The sequence below is a fragment of the Streptomyces sp. NPDC107454 genome (assembly GCF_055582885.1).
Window position 1 is genome coordinate 1 of sequence record NZ_JBVJPA010000008.1, and the last position, 23,226, is coordinate 23,226.

Here is a 23,226-nt window from a genome sequence, read left to right on the forward strand (position 1 = left end):
TACCGCCTCGGCATCCCCGAAGACATCCCCGCCTGGCACGAAGTCCTCAACACCGACGCCGCCCGCTACGGCGGCAGCGACATCCACAACCCCCATCCCGTCAAACCCGAGGCCCACCCCGCCCACGCCCACCCCACCAGCCTCCGCCTGACCCTGCCTCCCCTGGCCACGATCTGGCTGCGCCCCGCCTGACGACTTCGGTGGCCACGACGCGGGGCGGGGCGCAGGAGCGGGCACTCCTCGCCCCGCCCGGTGGTCAGACCGTCGCCGCCCGCAGCGCCTCCGGCAGCTCGCCCTCGTACACGATCCCGAGCGCCTGCGTCGCCCGCGTCAGCGCCACGTACAGGTCGCTCGTGCCGTACCGCGCCGGTTCGACCACGAGGACGGAGTCGAATTCCAGCCCCTTGGCCTGCCGGGGGTCGAGGAGGACGACCGTCCGGGTCAGGTCGGGCTCCTCCCCCGCCGTCACGTCCTCCAGCCGGGCCGCGAGCGAGTTGTGCAGTTCGCGGGGCGCGATCACCGCGAGCCGTCCCTCGGCGGGGGTCAGTTCGGCGACGGCCTTCGCGACGGTGCCGGGCAGGTCGTCCCCTGCGGCACGTGCCCACGGCCGTACGCCCGTGGAACGCACCGAACGCGGCGGCTCGAAGTCCGGGTGCCGCGCGCGCAGGACGCCCGCCGCCACGTCCATGATCTCGGACGGGGTGCGGTAGTTGACGGCGAGACGCTGGTGCTCCCAGCGGTCCTCGACATAGGGGCTGAGGATCTCCGACCAGGAGCCCACTCCGGCTGCTTCGGCGGTCTGCGCGGGGTCGCCGACCAGGGTCATCGAGCGGGTCGGGCTGCGCCGCATCAGCAGGCGCCAGGCCATCGGCGAGAGCTCCTGCGCCTCGTCGACGATGATGTGGCCGAACGCCCAGGTCCGGTCGGCCGCCGCGCGTTCGGCGGCGCTGCGGTGGTCGTCCTCCTCGTGCCGCTCGGCCATCCGCTCGGCGTCGATGATGTTGTGCGCGGACAGGACCTCGGAGTCCTCCTCGTCCTTGTCCTCGAACTCGTAGGTGCGGGAGGCGTAGGACACGTCCAGCACGCCCTGCGCGTACGCCACCTGGGCGCGGCGTTCCTGGTCGGCGAGGGCGCGGGCCACGCGGTCGTCCTCGCCGAGCAGTTCGGCGGCCTCGTCGAGGAGGGGGACGTCGGAGGTGGTCCAGGCCCCGGTGACCGGGCGGCGGATCGCGGCCGCGTCCTCGTCCGGGACGTATCCCTCGGGGTCCGCGAGGAAGTCGGCGACCAGGCGCTGCGGGGTCAGCCGCGGCCACAGCTGGTCGATGGCCGACCAGACCTCGGGGTTCTCGGCGAGGTCGTCGCGGATCTGGGTGATGTCGCTCGGGTCGAGCAGGTTCGAACCGTCGAAGGGATCGGTGCCGATGCGCTCGGCCAGCATGTCGGTGAGCGTGTTGAGGATGTGGCCCTCGAAGTACTCGCGGGCCACGTTGTGCGGCAGCTGCGCCTCGCGGGTGCGCTCGCGGGCGACCTGGACGAGCCCGGCGTCGAGCATCAGGATGTCCCGGTCGTGCTCGATCGCGATGACCGGGTCGGGCAGCGCCTGGCGGCTGTGGACCACGGCGGCGAGCACCTCGGCCATGTCGGCGCGGCCCTTCACGGCGGCGGCCCGCGGGGCGTCGGTGGCGGTCGCCCGGACGCCGGGGAACAGTTCACCGACGGTCGCGAGCAGCACGCCCGTCTCGCCGAGCGAGGGCAGTACCTCGCCGATGTAGCCGAGGAAGGCGGGGTTCGGTCCGACGATCAGGACGGCGCGCTTCGCCAGCAGTTCCCGGTACTCGTACAAGAGGTACGCGGCCCTGTGCAGCGCCACGGCCGTCTTTCCGGTGCCGGGGCCGCCCTCGACGACCAGCACGCCCTTGTGCGGGGCGCGGATGATCCGGTCCTGTTCGGCCTGGATGGTCTGCACGATGTCGCTCATGCGGCCGGTGCGCGCCGAGTTCAGCGCGGCCAGCAGTACGGCGTCGCCGGTCGGGTCCTCGTGGCCGGTGCGCTCGTGGTCGCCGAGGTCGAGGATCTCGTCGTGCAGGTCGGTCACCCGGCGGCCGTCGGTGGTGATGTGCCGGCGGCGGCGCAGGTCCATCGGCGTGTGGCCGGTGGCGAGGTAGAAGGGGCGGGCGACCGGGGCCCGCCAGTCGATGAGGATGGGGGTGTGCTCGGTGTCGTCGGCGCGGACGCCGATACGGCCGATGTGATGGCTGACGCCGGAGGTGAGGTCGATCCGGCCGAAGCAGAGCGAGCCGTCCACGGCGTTCAGCGCGGCCAGCAGGCCCGAGCGCTCGGCGACCAGCACGTCCCGTTCGAGCCTGGCCTGCATGGGTGTGTTGCCCTGCGCGAGCGCGTCGCCGACGGAGGCCTCGGTGTCGCCCCGCAGCACGTCCACGCGTGCGTACAACCCGTCGATGAATTCCTGCTCGTGCAGCAATTCATCGTCGGGAAATCCTGTGGTGCCCTCTGCGTTTGCGCCCCTGTTTGACAATTCCGCTCCCGGCCGGATATACTGTGCCCAGTGAACTTCTCCGCGACTCAATTCTTCTGAAGTCGCGAATCATTCAATATACGCAGGGAAATCCCCCGAGCGCAATTGCTCGGGGGATTTCTTGTAGTTCTGCTGTATATCGGCGAGGTCGGAGCACGCCGGACGGTCAGAGCACGTCGGACAGCTCCTCCAGGAGCCGGCGCTTCGGCCGGGCGCCCACCAACGACTTCACCGGCTCGCCACCGCGGAACACCATGAACGTCGGCATCGACAGCACCCGGTAGGCGTTCGTCGTCAGCGGGTTGGTGTCCACGTCCAGCTGGACCACCTTGAGCCGCTCGCCCTCCTCGGCCGCCAGGGCACTGAGCACCGGCCCCATCTGCCGGCACGGCGGGCACCAGTCGGCCGTGAACTCCACCAGCACCGGGAGCTCGGCGCCGATCACCTCCGTCTCGAAGTCCGCGTCCGTCACCGAAGCCACGCCTGCCACCTTGATCACCGTGTCCGCCCTTCCAGTTCGCATACGGGTTCCGGGCCGCCCGGAACCTCCGCCTCGGCCGCCAGCTCGTCACGCGCCCGCTCGGCCCGCGCCAGCTGCGCGCCGACCTCGGCCCGTACGGCCTGCAACTCGTCGATCAGCGAGTCGAGCTCGCCCAGCTTGCGCCGGTAGACCGCGAGCGAGGCCGGACAGGAGTCGCCCTCCGGGTGCCCCGCCCGCAGACACTCCACGAAGGGCCGGGTCTCCTCCAGGTCGAACCCGAAGTCCTGCAGCGTCCTGATCTGCCGCAGCAGCCGCAGGTCGTGCTCGTCGTACGTCCGGTACCCGTTCTCGCCCCGTCGCGCGGGCAGCAACCCCCGCGACTCGTAGTACCGAAGAGTCCGCGTGGTGGTCCCGGCCCGCGCCGCCAGCTCGCCGATTCGCATGCACCGACGGTATTCCTTGACGCCGACGTCAACGCAAGGGCAGCAGTGGCTTACGCGGCACCGGTGAGGACAGGACGATCGAGGTCGTCGTGCGCCCCAGTGCGGAGGTCTGTTCCAGGACGTCCTCCAGGTGGAGTGTGTCCGCGACGGCGACCTTGAGGATCCAGCAGTCCTCGCCGACGACGTGGTGGACCTCGATGATCTCCGGGCGGGAGATCAGCTCCAGGGTCCTGGGGTGGCGCAGGGTGTAGCCGCCGTGCGGGTCGACGCGGACGAAGGCCTGGATGCCGTAGCCGAGGAGGGGCGCTGAGACATGGGCGCCGTAACCGGTGACGGCTCCCGTGGACTCCAGCCGGCGCACGCGTTCGGCGACGGCCGCCGGACTCAGCCGGACGCGCCGGCCCAGCTCGCTGAGCCTGATCCGGCCGTCGCTCTGCAGCAGTTCCAGGATCTGCCGGTCCACCGCGTCGAAGGCCACCGATGTTTCGTCGGCGCCGGCGCGCGGTTGCCGTGGTTCCTTCGGTGCAGCGGTCGGATCTCCCATGTCTCCCCCTTCAGACGTGGCGCGTACGCCGGGAGAATTATGACCACAGAGGCCCGGTGCGTGCGGGAAGTGCGAGGGGGAGGAACGCGTGCGCGAGATACGCGAGATAGCTGTCATTGGCGGAAACCGCTATTTCGGAAAGCGGCTGATTGCCCGACTGCTGGCCGCCGGAGACCACGTCACCGTCATCAATCGCGGTTCCTCCGCACCGCCCGCCGGGGCGGTCCATCTCGTCGCGGACCGCAATGACGGGAATTCCCTGGAGAAGGCGCTGGGTTCACGCGCCTTCGATGTCGTGGTCGACCAGGTCTGCTACACACCGCGGCAGGCGGAGATCGCCCGACGGGTCTTCGCGGGACGCACCCGGCGGTACGTCATGACCTCCACCGTCGAGGTGTACGAGTACGAGGACTCGGCGGATCTCGTACGGGAGGACGCCGTGGACCCCCGTACCGTGCCCGTCGACCTCGGACTCCCCTGGGACGAGCCGGAGTTCCTCGAGGGCCACTACGGGGAGGGCAAGCGCCAGGCCGAGGCGGTGTTCGCGGCCGACCCCGCGTTCCCGTACACGGCCGTCCGGGTGGCCCACGTCCTGGGTGGAGACGACGACTTCACCGGCCGCCTCCAGCACTATGCGGAGCGCATCCGCACGGGCGAGGCGATCGCCGTACCGCCCGTGAACCGCCCGGCGACGTACATCCACGTCGAGGAGATCGCCGACTTCCTGTTCTGGGCGGCGGGCGAGGACTTCACGGGCCCGGTCAACGCGGCCTCCCACGGGCCGCTGACCACGCGGGAGCTGTGCGAGGCGATCGCCGCGCACCTCCCGGACGGCGAGACCCTCCTGCGGCCCGTCGAGGCCGGCGCGGTCTCGCCCTTCTCCTTCAGCCGTTCCTACGGCATGGACAACTCCCGGGCCGCCCTGCTCGGGTTCGCCTTCGGCGACGCACGGACGTGGCTGCCGCGCGCCGTGGCCGAGACCCTGGGCTCCGACCGCCCGTAGCCGCGGGCGCGACGCCGTGCGGGGCGTCAGGCGTGCGCGGCCACGCCCGCCGACTCCTCGACCTCCAGCAGCGACGCGCTGTGCCGCTCCTCCTCGAACGCCTTGCGTCCGCCGCGCAGTCCGAAGAGGCGTTTGGCGAGGGCGATGTAGAGGACGGCGAGGATGTTGAGGACCAGGGTGGCGATCTTCAAGTAGCTGACGTGCTCGGTGAGTTCGTAGATCTCCAGGGGCAGGAAGGCGGCGGTGGCGACCACCGTCAGATACTCCGCCCAGCGCTTGGCGTACCAGAGGCCGCCCGCCTCGACGAGTTCGATCAGCGCGTACGCCAGCAGCGCCGCGGCCACCAGGGCCAGCGTGGAGTGCTTGTAGCCGAAGGACTTCTGGATGGTGCCGACGACCGGCGAGTGGTCGAGGTCGTAGTGGAAGTGCTTGAAGACCGGCCGGAAGACATTGAGGTTCTCGTCGAAGAGCCGGCGCACCGAGTCCTGGCTGTTGCTGAACTTCCACACCGCGGCCGCGACCAGCACGATGAACACCCCGCGCACGGCCCGTTCGATCGCCAGGAAGCGCAGGATGAACAGATCACGCAGCACCTTGCCGCGCGGCACCAGGGGCGCGTCCTGCGCGGGGCCCGAGCCATGGGGTTCGCCCAGCACGAAGTCGCCGCAGCGCAGACAGCGCCAGGCCTCGCCGAGGCTCGTCTCGGCGCGCAGCCGCCCGCGCAGTTCCGGCTCGCCGGGCGCATACGTCACATGACCTTTGCGCGCGCACGTCCGCCGGTCCCAGTCGATCTTCATACTCCGTGTCCTCCGCAGAACATGCCGTGCCGTGCCGGTCAGTCCGGCACGGCACGGTAGTGCATGTTCTACGAGACGGCGGCCCGAGGGTCACGGTTCCGAGGCGGGCGGGGGCGGGCTCAGCGCGTCGCCGCGCCGGTGAGTTCCGGCTGCTCCTGCGCCGTCTGCTCCGGGGCCTGGCCCGGGTGCGCGCCGCCCTTCCGGGGCAGCAGGAAGGCGACCAGCACGGTTCCCACGCCCAGGATCACCGCGCCGATCAGGCTGGTGTGCGCCACCGCGTCCGAGAAGGACGAGCCGACGGCGTCCGCCATCCGCTGCGCCCCGTGCGCGAGTTGGTCGGCCTGCGCCTTCAGCTGCGCGGCCTTCTCGGCGTTCCCGGCGTGCCCCGCCCGCGCGGCCTGCTCGCCGAGCTGCCGGGCCTTGTCACCGATGCCCTGGGCGACCGCGTAGCCCGCGCCGACCGAGTCCTGCGCCGTGGACAGGGCGCCCGCCGGGAGCTTGCTGCCCGCGGTGGCGTCCGAGAGGTGCGCGGAGTACGAACTCGCCAGCACGGAACCGAGGATCGCGATGCCGAGCGAGCCGCCGAGCTCCAGCGAGGTGTCGTTGACGGCTCCTCCGACGCCGAGTTCGGCCTCGGGGAACGCGCCCATGATGGCGTCCGTGCAGGGCGAGAGCGCGAGCCCGATCGCCAGGCCCAGAAGGGTGAGGGGCAGCACGAGATCGCCGTAGGAGGATGCCGCGTCGACCCGGGTGAGCAGCGCGAGCGCCGCCGTGCCGCCGACCATCCCCGTGGTCACGGTGATCTTCATGCCGATGCGCGGGGTGAGGTATCCGGTGAGCGCCGAGCCGACGAACACGGCCCCGGCGAGCGGCAGCATCCGCACCCCGGTGTCCAGCGCGTCGTAGCCGAGGACGAACTGGAGGTGCTGGGTGAGGTAGTAGAAGGCGCCGAAGACGGCCAGGAAGAAGAGGGCGACGGCGAGGTTGGAGCCCGCGAACCGGCGGTGGGCGAAGCGGCGTACGTCGACGACCGGGCGCGGATGGCGCAGCTCCCACGCCACGAAGGCCACCAGGCCGGCACCCGCGGCGACCGCGGCGGTCACGGCTTTGACGCCCCATCCGAAGTGCGGCCCCTCGATGATCATGTAGACCAGCGAGCCGATCCAGACCACGGACAGCAGGCCGCCGACATGGTCGATGCGGTGGTGGTGCGCGGCCCTGGACGGCGGTACGAGGACGAGGGCGCCGACGATCGCGAGCGCGGCGATGGGGATGTTGATCAGGAACGTGGACGACCAGCCGTGGTGCTCCAGCAGCGCACCGGCGACCAGGGGCCCGGCCGCGATGGCGAGTCCGGCGGTGGCGGTCCACAGGGTGATCGCCTTCGCCCGCTCCTCGCGCGGGAAGGTCGCGGCGAGCAGGGAGAGCGTCGCGGGCATGATCAGGGCGGCGCCGACGCCCATCACGGCACGGGCCGCGATGACCCCGGTGGAGCTGTCGACGAGCGAGCCCGCGACCGCGCCCCCGCCGAACACGACGAGCCCCAGGATGAGCGCCCCGCGCCGGCTGTACTTGTCGCCGATCGCGCCGAGCAGCAGCATCAGCGCGGCGTACGGGACGGTGTAGCCGTCGATGACCCATTGCAGGTCCGCGCTGGACAGGCCCAGGTCCTGGGTCATGTCCGGGGCCGCGACGGTGAGGGCGGTGTTCGCCATCACGATGATCAGCAGGCTCAGGCAGAGCACCAGCAGCGCCCACCAGCGCCGGGCGTAGGGCCGGTCCATCCCCTCGACCGGTTCGTTCATGACGAGACGCATGACTACGGTCGCCCTCTCTCTCGTTCCTCTTGCACACTGATGTGCAATTGCTCAACCATGTGCAATGTACGTCGATGCACAGCACTGCGCAAATAGAGGAGGTGGAGCCCTTGTGGAGGGCACGAGTGATCACCTCGCGCGGATCCGGGGGCGTGCAGAATGGCAGCCATGACCACGGGTAGCGCCAGCCGCGCGGACGCGAACCGCCGCCGCATCCTCGACGTCGCGCTCGCCGAGCTGCTGCGCGACCCCGACGCGTCCATGGACCAGATCGCACGGGCTGCGGGCGTCGTACGGCGCACGGTGTACGGGCACTTCCCCAGCCGCGAGGTGCTGATCAGCACGTTGACCGACGGCGCGGTGGAGGCGGTGGCCGCGGCGCACGCGGCGGGCCGGGAGAGTGGCCGGGACCCGGCGGAATCACTGGTCCGCTCGACGCTCGCCGTCTGGGAGATCGCCGACCGCTACCGGCTGCTGGTCGCCCTCGCCCAGCGCAGCGTCACGGTCCAGGGCATCCGCGAGCGGCTCACGCCGGTGCGCGAGGCCTGCACGGAGCTGCTGCGGCGCGGCCTCGACCAGGGCGTGTTCGAGTCTCCGCTGCCGGCGCCCGCGCTGGCGTACGTGCACGAGCAGATGCTGTTCGCCCTCATGGAGGCGGTGAACGACGGCCTGCTGGCACCGGAAGAGGCGGGCCGCTCCGCCGCGATCACCATGCTGACCGCGGCGGGCGTACCCGCCTCCAGAGCCACCGAACTGGTGACCAAGCTGAGCGATTGAGCTGTTGAGGTCGTTCTTCGGACTTCTTCGGCACAACACCGGGCGGCCAGGTCTACGGGGGGAGAACCTGGCCGCCCGGCGGCTTGGGGCGCCCCGAAGGGGCGCGGGGAACTGCGCGACCAGCCACAACGGACCCGCAGCTCCAAACGGCGCTTACGCCTTCGCCAGCTCCTTCTCCCCGCCCTGCTCGGGCACGTCCGCGACGCCGACCGGGACGTCGTCCTCGTCGCTGTCCAGCAGAGTCGTCTCGTCGAACGGCAGCTCCCCGGCGAGAACCCGGTTCACCCGCTCCTTGTCGACCTCACCGGTCCACGTACCGATGAGCAGCGTGGCGACCGCGTTGCCCGCGAAGTTGGTGACCGCGCGCGCCTCGCTCATGAACCGGTCGATACCGATGATCAGGCCGACGCCGTCCACCAGCGCGGGCTTGTGCGACTGCAGACCACTGGCCAGGACGGCGATACCGGAGCCGGAGACACCCGCCGCGCCCTTCGAGGCGACCATCATGAAGAGCAGCAGACCGATCTGCTGGCCGATGCTCATCGGCTGGTCCATCGCGTCGGCGATGAACAGCGACGCCATGGTCAGGTAGATCATCGTGCCGTCGAGGTTGAAGGAGTAGCCGGTCGGCACGGTGATGCCGACGACCGGGCGGCTGACACCCAGGTGCTCCATCTTGGCGATGAGCCGCGGCAGCGCGGACTCGGACGACGAGGTCGAGACGATCAGCAGGAACTCCCGGCCGAGGTACTTCAGCAGCTGGAAGAGGCTGACCTTGGCGACGAGCTTCGTCAGCGTGCCGAGCACGATGACGATGAAGAGCGCACAGGTGATGTAGAAGCCGAGCATGATCGTGCCCAGCGCCTTCAGCGCGTCCATGCCGGTCTCGCCGATGACGGCCGCCATGGCACCGAAGGCACCGACGGGCGCGGCCCACATGATCATGCCCAGGATGCGGAAGACCAGCTTCTGGATGTGCTCGACGCCCTTCAGCACCGGCTGGCCCGCACGGCCCATGGCCTGCAGCGCGAAGCCCACGAGGAGGGCGATCAGCAGGGTCTGGAGCACCTGGCCCTCGGTGAAGGCCGAGACGAAGGTGGTCGGGATGATCCCGAGGATGAAGTCGACGGGGCCCTCGGCGGCGGCCTCGGCCTGCGTGTGCCCGACGCCCTTCACGGCCTCGGTCAGGTGCATCCCGCTGCCCGGGTGGATGATGTTGCCGACGACCAGGCCGATGGCCAGCGCCACGAAGGACATACAGATGAAGTAGCCGAGCGCGAGCCCGCCGACCTTGCCGACCTTGGCGGCCTTGCGTACGGAGCCGACGCCGAGCACGATCGTGCAGAAGATGATCGGGGAGATCATCATCTTGATCAGGCTCACGAAGCCCGTGCCGATCGGCTTGAGCTCCTTGGCGAAGTCCGGCGCGGCGAACCCGACGGCGATGCCGAGCACGACCGCGATGATCACCGCGATGTACAGATAGTGGGTGCGGTCCCGCTTGGCGGCGGGTGCGGCAGGTGCCGTTGGGGTGCTGGCCACGGCTGCCCTCCTTGACGACGTCATCGGCATCATCCGGCGTGCGGCTCACGTCCGGCGGAACCCTGGGTACGGCCTGCTCCGCGGGATCCCGGAATGCGGCTCACTCGGGGGATCCCGGGGTGCGGCTCGCTCCGGGGGATGCGGTGACTATCTCCCGCCCTGTGAGGGCGGTCACCCTTCCGTTCATTTAGTTCACGCTTATCAGCAGAGGCAGACTGAACGACATGCGCTTCCTCCCCGTCCCGCGAGCCCGCAGCCTGGCCGGCCAGCTCTTCGCCATGCAGGCCGTGCTCATCGCGGTGCTCGTCGCGGGGTACGCGCTGTTCAGTTACGTCAGCGACCGCAGCCAGGCCGAGGACGCGGCGGGCCGCCAGGCCATGGCCGTGGCCCGTTCGATCGCCGACGCGCCCTCCGTCCGGGACGCCATCCGCACCACGAACCCCACCAAGGACCTCCAGCCGTACGCGCTCCAGGTACAGCGGGACACCGGCGTGGACTTCGTGACGATCATGAACCCGCAGGGCATCCGCTGGACCCACCCCGACGAGACGCTGATCGGCAAGCACTTCCTCGGGCACATCGGGCCCGCCCTGCACGGCAAGTCCTTCACGGAGACGTACACGGGCAGCCTCGGGGCGTCCGTCCGTGCCGTCACCCCGGTCCTGGACAACGGCCACATCGTCGGCCTGGTCAGCGCGGGCATCAGGGTCGAGGCCATCACCCAGCGCGTGCAGGACCAGGTGACCGCCCTCATCGGCGTCGCGGGCAGCGCACTCGTGCTCGGCGGCATCGGCACCTACGTCATCAACGCCCGGCTGCGCCGCTCCACGCACGGCATGAACGCGGCCGAGCTGAGCCGGATGCACGACTACCACCAGGCGGCGCTGCACGCCGTGCGCGAGGGGCTGCTGATGCTGGACGGGCAGTACAGGGTGGCGCTGATGAACGACGGCGGGCGGGAGCTGCTGGGGGTGACGGACGAGGTCGTCGGACACTCCGTGGCCGAACTCGGGCTGCCCGCACCGCTCACGGGCGCCCTCCTGTCGGCGGCGCCGCGGGTGGACGAGGTGCATCTGACGGCGTCGCGCGTGCTGGTCGTGAACACCTCCCCGGTGTCCGGCGGCGAGCGGCGCGGCACGGTGGTCACCCTGCGCGATGTGACCGAACTCCAGTCCGTGATGGGCGAGTTGGATTCCGAGCGCGGCTTCACCCAGGCGTTGCGCTCGCAGGCGCACGAGGCCGCGAACCGGCTGCACACGGTGGTCTCGCTGATCGAGCTCGGGCGCGCCGAGGAGGCCGTCGAGTTCGCCACCGCCGAGCTCGAACTCGCCCAGACGCTCACCGACGAGGTGATCTCGGCGGTCAGCGAGCCGGTCGTCGCCGCCCTGCTGCTGGGCAAGGCGGCCCAGGCGAACGAGCGGGGCGTGGAGCTGGTGGTGTCGGAGGAGAGCGGTATCGACGACGGGCTGCTCCAGACCGGCCTGCCGGCCCGTGACCTGGTCACCGTGCTGGGCAATCTCATCGACAACGCGATGGACGCGGCGCAGGGCACGGTGGGGGCGCGGGTGACCGTCACGGCCTTCACGGACGACTCCGGCCTGGTCCTGCGGGTCGCCGACACGGGCGCGGGAGTCGACCCCGCCCACGCGGAGGCGGTCTTCCAGCGCGGCTGGTCCACCAAACCGGCGGGGCCCGGCGGCCGGGGCCTCGGGCTGGCCCTCGTGCGCCAGGCGGTGAGCCGGCACCACGGCACGCTGACAGTGGCGGAGGCGCGCGGGGGCGGGGCGGAGTTCGAGGTGCGACTGCCGTTGCCTACGGTGGCCCCGGGCGCCCCTGCCGCACCCGTGCCTGAGGCCGCCGAAGAACCGGCCCCGGCCACCGCCGAGGGGGCCGCCGCCGAGCCCGAGTCCGCCCAGCACGCCCTGCCTGGAGGCGACGTATGACCGCCGACCCCATCCGCGTCCTCGTCGTCGAGGACGACCCGGTCGCCGCCGACGCGCACGTCATGTACGTGGGCCGGGTGCCCGGCTTCACCGCCGTCGGCAAGGCGCACACGGGCGCGGAGGCGCGGCGCGCGCTGGACCGTACGCCGGTGGACCTGCTGCTGCTCGACCTGCACCTGCCGGACGTGCACGGACTGCAGCTCGCCCGCTCCCTGCGTGCCGCCGGCTATCACGCGGACGTGATCGCGGTGACGTCCGCGCGGGATCTCGCGGTCGTCAGGGAAGGGGTCTCGCTCGGGGTCGTCCAGTACGTCCTGAAGCCCTTCACCTTCGCCACCCTGCGCGACCGCCTCGTGCGGTACGCCGAGTTCCACGCGGCGGTGGGCGAGGCAAGCGGCCAGGACGAGGTGGACCGCGCCCTGGCCACCCTGCGCGCCCCCGGCCCGGCCGCCCTCCCCAAGGGCCTCAGCGCGCCGACGCTGGAGCGGGTCACCCGGACGCTGCGGGACAGCGTCGAGGGCCTGACGGCGGCCGGGGTCGCGGAGTCGGTCGGCATCTCCCGGATCACGGCCCGGCGCTATCTGGAGCACCTGGTGGAGGCGGGACGGGCGGCGCGGGCTCCGCAGTACGGGCAGGTGGGGCGGCCGGAGTTGCAGTACCGGTGGGTCAAGGGCTGATCGCGCGGGGCGTCAGCCGTTCGGCAGGATCACGGCGCGGCCGTTCACCTTCCCGGCGTGCAGCCGCTCGTACGCGAGGGGTGCCTCGTCGAGGGAGTACGTCTCGGTGTGCACGGAGACGGCTCCGGTGCGGGCGAGGTCGAGGACCTCGATCAGCTCGCCGCGGGAGCCCCAGTAGGGGGCGTGGACCGACACCTCGAAGGGCAGCGCGCCGAAGCCGACGGGCAGGGCGCCCCCGCCGATCCCGACGATGCTGATCTCGCCCTCCACCGCGGCGAGCGCCCCGGCGGTCCGCACGGTCGGCTCCGCGCCGACGAAGTCGAACACGGCCTGGGCGCCGATGCCGCCGGTGAGTTCGCGCACCTTCGCGGCGGCCCCGGCGTCGGACAGGACGGTCTCGTGCGCCCCGACGGTGCGGGCGAGCGCGAGCTTGTCCTCGCTGACGTCGAGGGCGATCACCCGGGCCGCGGTCATCGCCCGCAGCAGCTGGATGGCGACGTGGCCGAGTCCGCCGGTGCCGATGACGACGGCGGTGGACCCGGGCAGCAGCTTGGGCAGCGCCCGCTTGATCGCGTGGTACGGGGTCAGCCCGGCATCCGTCAGGGGCACCGCGGCGACCGGGTCGAGACCGTCGAGCGGTACGAGGTGACGGGCGTCGTCGACGAGCAGGTACTCGGCCATCGCACCGGGCGCGCCGAGCCCCGGCGGGCGGATGCCGAGCTCGTCGGCGCGCAGACAGTAGTTCTCCTTGCCCTCGGCGCACTTGGCGCAGAGGCCGCAGCCCCACGGCCCGTACACGGCGACCGGGTCGCCCTCCGTCAGTCCGCTGACTCCGTCGCCGAGCGCGGCGACCGTGCCCGCGCCCTCGTGTCCGAGGGTCAGCGGCAGGGCGTAAGGGAAACTCTCGGCGGGCCAGCTCATCACGGCGATGTCCGAGTGGCAGACGCCCGCCGCGGAGACCTTCAACAGGACCTGTCCGGGGCCGGGTTCGGGATCGGGGACGGTGACGACCTCGGGGGCGGCGCCGATGGTGCGGTACTGGAGTGCCTTCATTCTTCCAACTCCTTCGAAAGGGGGCCGCCGGCGGCTCAGACGGCCGTGTAGGCGCCGTCGACCAGGTGGTAGCTGCCGTGGACGAAGGAGGCGCGCTCGGAGAGCAGGAAGGTGATCAGCTCGGCGACCTCCTCGGGGCGGCCGAGGCGGCCGGCCGGGTGCAGCGCGACCAGGCCGTCGTACTGGGCCTTCTCCATCTCCTTCAGCAGCGGGGTGTCGATGAAGCCGGGGCCGACCGCGTTGACGCGGATGCCCTTCGGGGCGTACTCGGCGGCCGCGGCCTTCGTCAGTCCCACCACACCGTGCTTGGCGGCGACGTACGCGGACGAGCCGGCCGAGGCGACCGAGCCGAGGATCGAGGAGACGTTCACGATCGCGCCGCCCGTGCCCGCCGCCTCGATGGCCGGAAGCTCGTAGCGCAGGGAGTGGAAGACACCGTCGAGGTTCGTGCGCACCACCCGGTTGTAGGCGTCGATGTCGTACGCGCCGGTGGGCACGACCGGTCCGCCGACGCCCGCGTTGTTCACGGCGAGGTGCAGACCGCCGAAGGTGTCGACGGTGAACGCGACGGCCGCCTCGACGGACTCGGGCCGGGTGACGTCGACCGCGACGGCGGCGGCGTGGATGCCCTCGGCCCGGAGTTCGGCGGCGGCCTTCTCGGCGCCCTCGGCGTTGTGGTCGGCGATGACGACGCCCGCACCGCCGGCGCCGAGGCGGCGGGCGGTGGCGAGGCCGATGCCGGAGGCGGCGCCGGTGACGAGGGCGGCCTTGCCGGAGAACTCGGTGGAGTAGTCGGGGACGGGGGCGCTGGGGGTGGTGAGGGCCATGTCGCTGATCACTTTCCTGATACGGGGGTGGTGCGGTGGGAGGCCGCGAGGGCGGCCTCTCCCATCAGGGCGTCGTAGGCCTGGGCCACGAGAGCGGCGAGGTCGACGGCGTCCGGTTCGTGGTGGTCTTCGGGGTGGTCGCCGGGGTGCGCGTCGGGGTGGTCCGCCTGCCTGCCGCGCGCCCAGGCGCGCAGCGCGGCGGTGAGGACGCCCGCGGCGGCGTCGACGACGACGGCCGGGCGCAGATCGCGGACGTCGTCGACGGCGAGCCGGTCGGCGATGATGCGGATCGACTCCTCCTGGGCGTCGACGCGGATGCGCTCGTACGCGGCGAACAGCGCGGGCTCGGTGTCGACGAGGGCGAGCAGCGCGCGCATGCGCGGCCGTATGTGCGAGGCCGGGTTCTCCCGGTCGGCGAGCCAGTCGGCGACGGCCCTGCGGTAGGCGAGGAGCGGGGGTTCGTCGGCGGGCCGGGCCCGCAGGAGGGCGTTGATGCGGTCCCCGTCGCCCCGGACGAAGTCGAGGGCGGCGTCCTCCTTGCCCACGAAGTGGCGGCTGAAGGTGCGGCGGGTGACGTCGGCGCGGTCGGCGACGGCCCCGACGGTGACGTCGGCGAGGCCGCGCTCCAGGATCAGGTCGAGCGCGGCGGCGGCCAGTGCGTTGCGGGTCTGCCGGGCCTTGCGCTGCCGACGGTCCTCGACTCCGTCCTGAGCCGGGACGGGGTCGGGAAAGGTGTCCTCGTTGACCTTCATGTTCCCGACCGTACCCCACCAGATGTCCCAGTGGGACATGAGACCCGATGAGACTCATGTCCCATTGGGACACCGCGCGGCCTCACGCGCTTCCCGCTCTCCGTAGGCCACCGCAAGGTCACGAGCCGCTGCAAGGTCATTGACGTGGACTAGTCCACGCTCTTACGTTCACCGGGCAGACAACTCGGCCACCAAAGACGTCGGCCAGTAGGAGGTCGTGCCCGTGCGCCCCACCGCCGCCCCGCTGCTCCTCGCCACTCTGCTCACCGCGACCGCGCTCAGCGCCTGCGGATCGGGCTCCGGAAGCGATCCGGACACCGTGAAGGTCTCCTTCAAGCAGTCCACGGACAACTCGATCCGCGTCATGGACACCTACTTGGGTGAGATGAAGAAGGAGTTCGAGAAGGCCAACCCCGGCAAGAAGGTCGAACTCGTCCCGATCAAGGCCCCGGACTCCGAGTACTACACCAAGCTCCAGCAGATGCTGAGATCCCCCAAGACGGCCCCCGACCTCGTCTACGAGGACACCTTCCTCATCAACTCGGACATCACGAGCAGGTACTTGAAGCCCCTGGACCCCTACCTCGACAAGTGGCCCGACTGGAGCCAGTTCATCGACACGGCGCAGTCGGCCGCGAAGGCGCAGGACGGGAAGACGTACGGCGTCCCGGACGGCACGGACACCCGGGGCCTCTGGTTCGACAAGGGCATCTTCAAGAAGGCGGGCCTGCCCGCCGACTGGCAGCCGAAGTCGTGGGACGAGGTGCTGGCCGCCGCGCGCACCATCAAGGCGAAGGTCCCCGGCGTCACCCCGCTCAACGTCTACACGGGCAAGCCGGCGGGCGAGGCGGCCACCATGCAGGGCTTCGAGATGCTGCTGTACGGGACGGGTGACGGCACGTCGGACCCTCTGTACGACACGGCGTCGAAGAAGTGGATCGCGGGCAGTCAGGCCTTCAAGGACGCGCTCACCTTCGTGCACACGGTCTACAAGGAGAAGCTGGGCCCCGATGTCTCGGACGCCCTGGACCCGAACTTCCCCACGACTGTCCGCGGCGAACTGATGCCCGAGGGCAAGCTCGGCATCAACCTGGACGGCAGCTGGCTGCCGCAGGACTGGCTGAAGGGCGCGGGGCACGAGTGGCCCGAGTGGTCGCAGAAACTCGGCCTCGCGTACATGCCGACGCAGACCGGCCAGGCTCCCGGCAAGGTGAGCATGTCCGGCGGCTGGACCTGGTCGATCCCCGCCAAGGCGTCCAACCCGGACCTCGCCTTCAAGTTCATCGAGACGATGCAGACCAAGGCGAACGCGCAGAAGTGGTACATCGCCAACTCCGGCATCGCGGTGCGCAAGGACGTGGCCTCGGACCCCGGATACGTGAAGGCGCAGCCCGGCATCAAGTTCTTCACGGACCTGGTCGCGAGCACGCACTACCGCCCCGCGTACCCGGCCTATCCCAAGGTCTCGACGGCCGTCCAGGAGGCCATGGAGGGCGTGACGACGGGTGACAGCTCGGTCGACAAGGCGGCGAGCGGGTACGACGAGGAGCTGAAGACGGCCACCGACGACCAGGTGATCAGGAAGTGAGGCTGCGCCGCACCCTGACCCGCGCCCTGCCCCTCACCCCCGCCGTCGCCCTCCTGCTCCTCTTCCTGGCGGGCCCGATCGCGTACTGCGCGTACATCGCCTTCACCGACCTCCAGCTCACCGGCCAGGCGCACTCGTCCTTCGTCGGCTTCGAGAACTTCCGGGCGGCGTTCAAGGACGACGCGTTCCTGAACGCGGTCTGGCTCACGCTGGTGTTCACGGTCCTGTCGTCACTGGTCGGCCAGAACACACTGGGCCTGGCACTGGCTTCGCTGATGCAGCGGGCGTCGAAGCCGGTGCGGACGGTCGTGGGCGGGATCGTGGTCACGGCGTGGGTGCTGCCGGAGGTGGTGGCGGGGTTCCTGCTGTACGCGTTCTTCCGGCGGGAAGGCACGCTGAACGCGATCCTGGACTGGCTCCACCTGCCCACCCAGAACTGGCTGTTCACGCTGCCGATCCTGGCGGTGTCGTTCGCGAACGTCTGGCGGGGGACGGCCTTCTCCATGCTGGTGTACTCGGCGGCCCTGAACGAGATACCGAAGGAGATCACCGAGGCGGCGGAGGTGGACGGGGCGGGTGGCTGGCGCCGTATGTGGCACATCACGCTGCCGATGATCCGCCGCTCGATCGGCACGAACCTGATGCTCAACACCCTTCAGACGCTGTCGGTGTTCGGGCTGATCTGGGTGATGACGAGGGGCGGCCCGGGGAACAGGAGCCAGACGCTGCCGCTCTTCATGTACGAGCAGGCCTTCCAGAAGAGCATGATCGGATACGGCACCGCGGTGGCGCTGCTCCTACTGGTGGTGGGCTCGCTGTTCTCGCTGGTGTACATGCGGCTGCTGCGGACGGAGGTCTGAGATGCCACGCACGCTCGGCTCCCGCCGCACCGGCCGCCGCCTGGCTGCCGACGCGGGCCTGCTGGTGGTGGCGGCCGCCTTCGCCCTCCCCCTGGCCTGGGTGGTCCTGTCCGCCCTCGACCCGCACGCGGGCCTCAGGGTGCGGGTCCCGGACGGTCTCACGCTGGACAACTTCGACGCGGTCCTGAAACCGGACATCACCTACACACCGCTGCTCAACAGCCTGGTCCTGTGCGGGGGCGGGACGCTGCTCACGGTGGTGTGCGCGGCGCTGGCCGCGTATCCGCTGTCGCGGTTCCGCTCGCGACTGAACCGTCCCTTCCTCCTGACGATCCTCTTCGCGACGTGCCTGCCGATCACGGCGATCATGGTTCCGGTGTACGCGTTGTTCGTACGGGTGAACCTCATCGACACCGTGCAGGGCACGATCTTCTTCTTCGCCGCGTCCCAACTCCCCTTCGCCATCTGGCTGATGAAGAACTTCATGGACGGCGTGCCGAAGGAACTGGAGGAGGCGGCGTGGACGGACGGGGCGTCGTCGCTCCAGTCCCTGGTGCGGATCGTGCTGCCGCTGATGGGTCCGGGGGTGGCGGTGGTGACGGTCTTCTCGTTCGTGATGATGTGGGGGAACTTCTTCGTCCCGTTCATGCTCCTGCTGACACCGGACCAGATGCCGGCGTCCGTGAGCATCAACGACTTCTTCGGGAATCGGGGAACGGTGGTCTACGGACAGCTGGCCGCGTTCTCGGTCATCTACTCGACGCCGGTGATCCTGCTGTACGTGCTGGTGGCCAGACGACTGGGCGGGGGGTTCGCGCTGGGCGGCGCGGTCAAGGGGTGACGGCCGGGCGCGCTACCCGCCGAGGCCGAGGCCCACTCCCTCCTCGAGCTCCAGCACCCCCACCGTCTCATCCCCGCTCGTCTCTCCGGTCGGCTTGAATCCCAGCCCGAGATAGAAGCCCTCCGGGCCGCTCTCGCCGGGGTGCCAGGTGACCGTGAGACGGGTGCCGCCACGGCGCCTGATCTCGGCGGCCACGGCCTCGACCGCGAAGCGGCCGTACCCCCTGCCCTGTTCCCCGGCCGCGATGTTCAGACGCCACAGCCCGGAGCGGAGGTCGGTGCCCGTGCCGTCTCCCTTCCAGTCGATGTCGAAGAAGGCCATCAGAAACCCGACGGTCCGCTCCCCGTCCCTGATGAGGCGGGGCCAGGCGACTCCGGGATGCACATACGCCTGGGCCAGCGACTTCACCACCGGCGCGACCAGGTGCTCCTGATCGGCACGGACCTTCACCCCGATCGCGGTGTCGAAATTGCCGGGGGTGATCTTCTCAAGGCGCGGTGCGGTCGTCATGCCTTCACCCTAGGTGACCGAATCAAGGGGCAGTGAGGGCAGAGCCGTATGTTCGTACGATCCGTGATTGTGGCCGAACAGACCGTAGTCACCACCACCCCGGCCCCATATTTTGTGCGCGTGCAGCGACCGCAGGCCCATCAGCCCACCCCGCCCTTCAACGCTCCGGCCGCCCGCAGACTGCGGGCTGCCCTCGGCATGGGCCCCGAGCACGTCGCGTACGGGATGAGAGCCTCCTACGGGCTGCCCTACGTCACCCCCGACCTCGTCCTGGCCTGGGAGAGAGGGACGACCACCCCCGGCGGGCCCGAACTCACCGCGCTCGCAGGCGTGTTGTGGTGCTCACCGGGTGAACTCATCGGCGCGCCGAGGACGTTGCGCGAGCACCGCGTGTCACGCGGGCTGGCCCAGGAGGACGTCGCCCGTACCGTCGGCCTCGAACTCCTCGCCTACCAGCGGATGGAGGAGGCCGACGAGTGGCGCGGCAACGACCGGCAGTCGGTCGCCCTCGCCGACACCCTCGAACTGTCGCTGCGGGACTTCATCACCGTCACGGGACGCGACGGCAAGCTGGCCGAGCTGTTGCGCAGCGCGGTGACCACGCGCTGGCAGGCGTACGTCCGTCCGCTCGGGAAGATGATCCCGCTGGACCGGCGCCTCCTGGAGGACGTCCTCCAGGAGATGCACACGGAGTACCAGGGGCAGATGGTGGTCACGCTCAGCTGGAGCGGCGGACCGGCCGCCGCCGACGCCGACGACTCCGGCCGTGACTTCCTCGACCGGATCGTCGATCACTTCTGGGCGATGGTCCAGAGAACCACGTACTGAGTCCGCTCGGACCGAGCTCGTACGACCTCAGGCCGTACGACCCGGGCCGGTACGACCTAGAACACCGACTCCGCCTCGTCCATCCGGTCCTTCGGCACCGTCTTCAGCTCCGTGACCGCCTCCGCCAGCGGCACCATCAGCACGTCCGTCCCCCGCAGCGCCGTCATCCGACCGAAGTCACCCCGGTGCGCCGCCTCCACCGCGTGCCAGCCGAACCGCGTGGCGAGCACCCGGTCGTACGCGGTCGGGGTGCCGCCCCGCTGCACATGGCCGAGGATGACCGGCTTGGCCTCCTTGCCGAGGCGCCGCTCCAGCTCGTACGCCAGCGCCGTACCGATGCCCTGGAAGCGCTCGTGGCCGAACTGGTCGATGGCACCGTGGCCGTAGTCCATGGTGCCCTCGACGGGGTGGGCACCCTCGGCGACGCAGATGACCGCGAACTTCTTGCCGCGGGCGAAGCGCTCCTCGACCATCGCCATCACGTCGGACGGGTCGAAGGGGCGCTCGGGCAGGCAGATGCCGTGGGCGCCCGCCGCCATGCCGGACTCCAGGGCGATCCAGCCCGCGTGCCGGCCCATGACCTCGACGACCATCACACGCTGGTGGGACTCGGCGGTGGTCTTCAGACGGTCCATGGCCTCCGTGGCCACACCCACCGCCGTGTCGAAACCGAAGGTCCGGTCCGTCGAGGAGATGTCGTTGTCGATCGTCTTCGGGACGCCGACCACCGGCAGCCCCGCGTCCGACAGCATCCGGGCGGCCGTCAGCGTGCCCTCGCCGCCGATCGGGATCAGCACGTCGATGCCGAACTCGCGGGCCATGTCCTGCGCGTTGTCGCAGGCCTCGCGAAGCCGGTCGCGCTGCAGTCGCGAGGAACCGAGAATCGTGCCGCCGAGGGCGAGGATGCCGCTGACCGCGTTGAGGTCGAGGGTGCGGTAGCGGCCGTCGAGCAAGCCCGCGTAGCCGTCCTCGAAGCCGATGACCTCGTCCCCGAAATTGGTGACCGCTCGGTGCACGACCGACCGGATCACGGCGTTCAGGCCCGGGCAGTCGCCGCCTGCGGTGAGAACTCCGATACGCATCGTGCTGTGTCTCCTGCTCGCTGCTGGTACGTGTGAGCCGGTCCGATTGTTTCATGAGACGAAGGGCACCGACGATTCCCTCCTTCCCACCAGGACGTTTGTCCTGGCGGGCGCCTTAGCTACCCTCAGAGGTATTGTCAAGAGGGTTCCGCTCACCCCAGTGGGCCATTTTTCCGAGCCCCGAAACCACCCAGCGCCGCAACGGATGGAGAGCACGCGTGACCCGCAGCGTCTACGTGACCGGGATCGACCGCGGCGACGGCCGCCAGGTCGTCGAGCTGGGGGTCATGGAGCTCCTGACTCGCCAGGTCGACCGGGTGGGCGTCTTCCGTCCACTCGTCCACGACGGCCCGGACCGGCTCTTCGAGCTGCTGCGCGCCCGCTACCGGCTGACCCAGGACCCGGCGAGCGTGTACGGCATGGACTACCACGAGGCGTCCGCCCTCCAGGCCGAGCAGGGCGCGGACGAACTGGTCTCCTCCCTCGTCGACCGGTTCCACCTCGTCGCCCGCGACTACGAAGTCGTCCTCGTCCTGGGCACCGACTTCGCCGACACCCAGTTCCCGGACGAGCTGGCGCTGAACGCGCGGCTCGCGAACGAGTTCGGCGCCTCCGTGATCCCCGTGGTCGGCGGACGCGGGCAGACCGCCGAGTCCGTGCGCGCCGAGACACGCAACGCCTACCGCGCGTACGACGGTCTGGGCTGCGACGTCCTCGCCATGGTCGTGAACCGGGTGGCGCCGGCCGACCGCGCCGACATCAGCGAGCGGATCGACCACCGTCTGCCCGTCCCCTGTTACGTGCTGCCCGACGAGCCCGCCCTCTCCGCGCCCACCGTCGCGCAGATCACCCACGCCCTCGGCGGCACGGTGCTCCTCGGCGACGACGCGGGCCTCGCCCGGGACGCGCTCGACTTCGTCTTCGGCGGCGCCATGCTGCCGAACTTCCTGAACGCCCTGACCCCGGGATGCCTCGTGGTCACCCCGGGCGATCGCGCCGACCTGGTCGTCGGCTCGCTCGCCGCGCACAGCGCCGGCACCCCGCCCATAGCCGGCGTGCTCCTCACCCTGAACGAGCGGCCCAGCGCCGAGGTCCTCACCCTCGCCGCCCGTCTCGCCCCCGGCACCCCGGTGATCTCGGTGGCCGGCAACTCCTTCCCCACCGCGGCCGAACTCTTCTCCCTGGAGGGGAAGTTGAACGCCGCCACCCCCCGCAAGGCGGAGACCGCCCTCGGCCTGTTCGAGCGGTACGTCGACACCAACGATCTCCTCAGGCGCGTCTCCGCACCGAGCAGCGACCGCCTCACCCCGATGATGTTCGAGCACAAGCTCCTCGAACAGGCCCGCTCCGACAAGCGCCGCGTCGTGCTCCCCGAGGGCACCGAGGCCCGCGTCCTGCACGCCGCGGAGGTGCTGCTGCGCCGGGGGGTGTGCGACCTGACGCTGCTCGGCCCGGTCGACCAGATCCGCAAGAAGGCCGCCGACCTCGGCATCGACCTCGGCGGCACCCAGCTGATCGACCCGGTCACCTCCGAGCTGCGCGAGCGCTTCGCCGAGAAGTACGCCGCCCTGCGCGCCCACAAGGGCGTCACCGTCGAGCTGGCCTACGACGTCGTCGCCGACGTGAACTACTTCGGGACGCTGATGGTGCAGGAGGGGCTCGCCGACGGCATGGTCTCCGGCTCCGTGCACTCCACCGCCGCGACCATCCGGCCCGCCTTCGAGATCATCAAGACCAAGCCGGACACCAAGATCGTCTCGTCCGTCTTCTTCATGTGCCTCGCCGACAAGGTCCTGGTCTACGGCGACTGCGCGGTGAACCCCGACCCGAACGCCGAGCAGCTCTGCGACATCGCCATCCAGTCGGCCGTCACCGCCGAACAGTTCGGGGTCGAGCCGCGGATCGCGATGTTGTCGTACTCGACGGGGACGTCCGGGTCGGGCGTCGACGTCGACAAGGTGCGCGAGGCCACCGACCTGGTGCGGCTGCGCCGCGACGACCTGAAGATCGAGGGGCCGATCCAGTACGACGCCGCGGTCGAGCCGTCCGTCGCGGCGACCAAGCTGCCGGACTCGGAGGTCGCCGGACAGGCGTCGGTGCTGATCTTCCCCGATCTGAACACCGGCAACAACACCTACAAGGCCGTACAGCGCTCGGCCGGCGCGATCGCCGTCGGCCCGGTGCTGCAGGGCCTGCGCAAGCCCGTCAACGACCTGTCCCGCGGGGCACTGGTACAGGACATTGTCAACACGGTCGTGATCACGGCGATCCAGGCCCAGACTTCGAGCAGGGCATGACCACCACCATCCTCGACCCAGAAGGCAC

The 23,226-nt window shown here is 70.6% G+C and carries 22 protein-coding genes; 10 read left to right on the plus strand and 12 right to left on the minus strand.

What is annotated here, in order from left to right; translation table 11 throughout:
- A partial coding sequence (locus ACZ69M_RS20840) for an alpha amylase C-terminal domain-containing protein (protein WP_470051737.1) occupies positions 1-192 on the plus strand: 192 nt, incomplete at its 5' end.
- Positions 193-256: 64 nt separating this feature from the next.
- On the opposite strand, the gene ACZ69M_RS20845 is transcribed toward ACZ69M_RS20840, so the two are convergent.
- From ACZ69M_RS20845 to ACZ69M_RS20860, 4 genes are all read right to left on the minus strand, one after another.
- Positions 257-2,554 (minus strand): HelD family protein, encoded by a 2,298-nt coding sequence (locus ACZ69M_RS20845; protein WP_470052427.1) that lies wholly within the window; start codon positions 2,552-2,554, stop codon positions 257-259.
- Positions 2,555-2,702: 148 nt separating this feature from the next.
- A complete protein-coding gene (locus tag ACZ69M_RS20850) occupies positions 2,703-3,017 on the minus strand; it encodes a thioredoxin family protein (protein WP_470051738.1) in 315 nt (104 codons plus the stop codon).
- A gap of 14 nt (positions 3,018-3,031) precedes the next feature.
- The gene (locus tag ACZ69M_RS20855) at positions 3,032-3,460 is read right to left on the minus strand and encodes a MerR family transcriptional regulator (protein WP_054233164.1); all 429 of its coding nucleotides are present in this window, start codon (positions 3,458-3,460) and stop codon (positions 3,032-3,034) included.
- Positions 3,461-3,488: 28 nt separating this feature from the next.
- Positions 3,489-4,004, minus strand: coding sequence for an Lrp/AsnC family transcriptional regulator (locus tag ACZ69M_RS20860; protein ID WP_470051740.1), 516 nt, complete (start codon positions 4,002-4,004; stop codon positions 3,489-3,491).
- A 97-nt stretch (positions 4,005-4,101) separates the two neighbouring features.
- Here ACZ69M_RS20860 and ACZ69M_RS20865 point away from each other — a divergent pair, with 97 nt between their 5' ends.
- Positions 4,102-5,007 (plus strand): NAD-dependent epimerase/dehydratase family protein, encoded by a 906-nt coding sequence (locus ACZ69M_RS20865; RefSeq protein ID WP_470052429.1) that lies wholly within the window; start codon positions 4,102-4,104, stop codon positions 5,005-5,007.
- A gap of 26 nt (positions 5,008-5,033) precedes the next feature.
- On the opposite strand, the gene ACZ69M_RS20870 is transcribed toward ACZ69M_RS20865, so the two are convergent.
- The gene (locus ACZ69M_RS20870) at positions 5,034-5,804 is read right to left on the minus strand and encodes a DUF2127 domain-containing protein (RefSeq protein ID WP_470051742.1); all 771 of its coding nucleotides are present in this window, start codon (positions 5,802-5,804) and stop codon (positions 5,034-5,036) included.
- Positions 5,805-5,923: 119 nt separating this feature from the next.
- Positions 5,924-7,621, minus strand: coding sequence for an MFS transporter (locus ACZ69M_RS20875; RefSeq protein ID WP_470051743.1), 1,698 nt, complete (start codon positions 7,619-7,621; stop codon positions 5,924-5,926).
- Between the two features lie 159 nt (positions 7,622-7,780).
- Between ACZ69M_RS20875 and ACZ69M_RS20880 the strand changes: the two genes are divergently transcribed.
- Entirely contained in the window at positions 7,781-8,398 is a 618-nt protein-coding gene (locus ACZ69M_RS20880) for a TetR/AcrR family transcriptional regulator (RefSeq protein WP_470051744.1), read from the plus strand.
- Positions 8,399-8,551: 153 nt separating this feature from the next.
- Here the strand turns inward: ACZ69M_RS20880 and ACZ69M_RS20885 are convergent, their stop codons facing one another.
- Entirely contained in the window at positions 8,552-9,973 is a 1,422-nt protein-coding gene (locus tag ACZ69M_RS20885; protein WP_470051745.1) for a cation:dicarboxylate symporter family transporter, read from the minus strand.
- Between the two features lie 191 nt (positions 9,974-10,164).
- Between ACZ69M_RS20885 and ACZ69M_RS20890 the strand changes: the two genes are divergently transcribed.
- A complete protein-coding gene (locus ACZ69M_RS20890; RefSeq protein ID WP_470051747.1) occupies positions 10,165-11,883 on the plus strand; it encodes an ATP-binding protein in 1,719 nt (572 codons plus the stop codon).
- Positions 11,880-12,560, plus strand: a complete 681-nt coding sequence (locus tag ACZ69M_RS20895) for a response regulator (RefSeq protein WP_470051749.1) — start codon at positions 11,880-11,882, stop codon at positions 12,558-12,560. The genes ACZ69M_RS20890 and ACZ69M_RS20895 overlap by 4 nt, the downstream gene beginning before the upstream one ends.
- A 12-nt stretch (positions 12,561-12,572) precedes the next feature.
- On the opposite strand, the gene ACZ69M_RS20900 is transcribed toward ACZ69M_RS20895, so the two are convergent.
- From ACZ69M_RS20900 to ACZ69M_RS20910, 3 genes are read right to left on the minus strand one after another with little or no spacing between them, the layout of a single operon-like run.
- Positions 12,573-13,613 carry an NAD(P)-dependent alcohol dehydrogenase gene (locus ACZ69M_RS20900; RefSeq protein ID WP_470051751.1) on the minus strand — a complete coding sequence of 347 codons (1,041 nt, stop codon included), beginning with the start codon at positions 13,611-13,613 and terminating at the stop codon, positions 12,573-12,575.
- Positions 13,614-13,648: 35 nt separating this feature from the next.
- On the minus strand, positions 13,649-14,440 hold the full coding sequence (locus ACZ69M_RS20905) for an SDR family NAD(P)-dependent oxidoreductase (protein ID WP_470051753.1): 792 nt from the start codon (positions 14,438-14,440) through the stop codon (positions 13,649-13,651).
- Positions 14,441-14,448: 8 nt separating this feature from the next.
- Positions 14,449-15,192: a TetR/AcrR family transcriptional regulator gene (locus ACZ69M_RS20910; protein ID WP_470051755.1), complete on the minus strand. Its 744-nt coding sequence runs from the start codon at positions 15,190-15,192 to the stop codon at positions 14,449-14,451.
- 217 nt (positions 15,193-15,409) lie between these two features.
- Here ACZ69M_RS20910 and ACZ69M_RS20915 point away from each other — a divergent pair, with 217 nt between their 5' ends.
- From ACZ69M_RS20915 to ACZ69M_RS20925, 3 genes are read left to right on the plus strand one after another with little or no spacing between them, the layout of a single operon-like run.
- Positions 15,410-16,780 carry an extracellular solute-binding protein gene (locus ACZ69M_RS20915; protein WP_470051757.1) on the plus strand — a complete coding sequence of 457 codons (1,371 nt, stop codon included), beginning with the start codon at positions 15,410-15,412 and terminating at the stop codon, positions 16,778-16,780.
- Positions 16,777-17,640 (plus strand): carbohydrate ABC transporter permease, encoded by an 864-nt coding sequence (locus ACZ69M_RS20920; protein WP_143602948.1) that lies wholly within the window; start codon positions 16,777-16,779, stop codon positions 17,638-17,640. Before ACZ69M_RS20915 ends, ACZ69M_RS20920 begins: the two co-directional genes overlap by 4 nt.
- A 1-nt stretch (position 17,641) precedes the next feature.
- Complete coding sequence (locus tag ACZ69M_RS20925; protein ID WP_470051759.1) at positions 17,642-18,481, plus strand: carbohydrate ABC transporter permease; 840 nt, start codon at positions 17,642-17,644, stop codon at positions 18,479-18,481.
- Positions 18,482-18,493: 12 nt separating this feature from the next.
- On the opposite strand, the gene ACZ69M_RS20930 is transcribed toward ACZ69M_RS20925, so the two are convergent.
- Positions 18,494-18,991, minus strand: a complete 498-nt coding sequence (locus ACZ69M_RS20930; RefSeq protein ID WP_470051761.1) for a GNAT family N-acetyltransferase — start codon at positions 18,989-18,991, stop codon at positions 18,494-18,496.
- A gap of 198 nt (positions 18,992-19,189) precedes the next feature.
- Here ACZ69M_RS20930 and ACZ69M_RS20935 point away from each other — a divergent pair, with 198 nt between their 5' ends.
- Entirely contained in the window at positions 19,190-19,819 is a 630-nt protein-coding gene (locus ACZ69M_RS20935; protein WP_470052431.1) for a helix-turn-helix domain-containing protein, read from the plus strand.
- A gap of 56 nt (positions 19,820-19,875) precedes the next feature.
- On the opposite strand, the gene ACZ69M_RS20940 is transcribed toward ACZ69M_RS20935, so the two are convergent.
- Complete coding sequence (locus tag ACZ69M_RS20940; protein WP_266431298.1) at positions 19,876-20,901, minus strand: ATP-dependent 6-phosphofructokinase; 1,026 nt, start codon at positions 20,899-20,901, stop codon at positions 19,876-19,878.
- 218 nt (positions 20,902-21,119) lie between these two features.
- On the opposite strand from ACZ69M_RS20940, the gene pta reads away from it, so the two are divergent.
- Positions 21,120-23,198 carry a phosphate acetyltransferase gene (pta, locus tag ACZ69M_RS20945; protein WP_470051763.1) on the plus strand — a complete coding sequence of 693 codons (2,079 nt, stop codon included), beginning with the start codon at positions 21,120-21,122 and terminating at the stop codon, positions 23,196-23,198.
- Positions 23,199-23,226 lie beyond the last annotated feature (28 nt).

Bases quoted from the DNA above. Each gene is read 5' to 3' on its own strand.
- ACZ69M_RS20855 (WP_054233164.1), bottom strand. From the start codon at position 3,460: ATGCGAATCGGCGAGCTGGCGGCGCGGGCCGGGACCACCACGCGGACT.
- ACZ69M_RS20860 (WP_470051740.1), bottom strand. From the start codon at position 4,004: ATGGGAGATCCGACCGCTGCACCGAAGGAACCACGGCAACCGCGCGCC.
- ACZ69M_RS20870 (WP_470051742.1), bottom strand. From the start codon at position 5,804: ATGAAGATCGACTGGGACCGGCGGACGTGCGCGCGCAAAGGTCATGTG.
- ACZ69M_RS20875 (WP_470051743.1), bottom strand. From the start codon at position 7,621: ATGCGTCTCGTCATGAACGAACCGGTCGAGGGGATGGACCGGCCCTAC.
- ACZ69M_RS20880 (WP_470051744.1), top strand. From the start codon at position 7,781: ATGGCAGCCATGACCACGGGTAGCGCCAGCCGCGCGGACGCGAACCGC.
- ACZ69M_RS20885 (WP_470051745.1), bottom strand. From the start codon at position 9,973: ATGATGCCGATGACGTCGTCAAGGAGGGCAGCCGTGGCCAGCACCCCA.
- ACZ69M_RS20890 (WP_470051747.1), top strand. From the start codon at position 10,165: ATGCGCTTCCTCCCCGTCCCGCGAGCCCGCAGCCTGGCCGGCCAGCTC.
- ACZ69M_RS20895 (WP_470051749.1), top strand. From the start codon at position 11,880: ATGACCGCCGACCCCATCCGCGTCCTCGTCGTCGAGGACGACCCGGTC.
- ACZ69M_RS20900 (WP_470051751.1), bottom strand. From the start codon at position 13,613: ATGAAGGCACTCCAGTACCGCACCATCGGCGCCGCCCCCGAGGTCGTC.
- ACZ69M_RS20905 (WP_470051753.1), bottom strand. From the start codon at position 14,440: ATGGCCCTCACCACCCCCAGCGCCCCCGTCCCCGACTACTCCACCGAG.
- ACZ69M_RS20910 (WP_470051755.1), bottom strand. From the start codon at position 15,192: ATGAAGGTCAACGAGGACACCTTTCCCGACCCCGTCCCGGCTCAGGAC.
- ACZ69M_RS20925 (WP_470051759.1), top strand. From the start codon at position 17,642: ATGCCACGCACGCTCGGCTCCCGCCGCACCGGCCGCCGCCTGGCTGCC.
- ACZ69M_RS20930 (WP_470051761.1), bottom strand. From the start codon at position 18,991: ATGACGACCGCACCGCGCCTTGAGAAGATCACCCCCGGCAATTTCGAC.
- ACZ69M_RS20935 (WP_470052431.1), top strand. From the start codon at position 19,190: ATGGGCCCCGAGCACGTCGCGTACGGGATGAGAGCCTCCTACGGGCTG.
- ACZ69M_RS20940 (WP_266431298.1), bottom strand. From the start codon at position 20,901: ATGCGTATCGGAGTTCTCACCGCAGGCGGCGACTGCCCGGGCCTGAAC.